Raw genomic sequence first — 245 nt, 5'->3', positions numbered from 1 at the left:
CATGTTCTTCACGTAGTCAGCGTGACCAGGGCAGTCAACGTGTGCGTAGTGACGATTTTCGGTAGCGTACTCTACGTGGGCAGTGTTAATCGTGATACCACGCTCTTTTTCTTCAGGAGCGTTGTCGATCGACGAGAAGTCACGCTTAGCGGCCAGACCTTTGTTCGCCAGTACCGTCGTGATAGCAGCAGTCAGGGTGGTTTTGCCGTGGTCGACGTGCCCGATCGTACCGATGTTCACGTGCG

At 54.7% G+C, this 245-nt stretch carries 1 protein-coding gene; it reads right to left on the bottom strand.

Translation table 11 applies throughout. The annotated features are described in order from the left end of the window. Nucleotides 1-245 (bottom strand): GTP-binding protein (locus J4D97_RS23390; protein ID WP_208309679.1); only part of this gene is annotated, 245 nt, incomplete at both ends.

This window comes from Hymenobacter defluvii (assembly GCF_017589435.1).
Classification (GTDB): Bacteria; Bacteroidota; Bacteroidia; order Cytophagales; family Hymenobacteraceae; genus Hymenobacter; species Hymenobacter profundi.
Note: the sequence above shows the minus strand (reverse complement) of the source record. Positions and strands in the feature narration are given on the sequence as shown.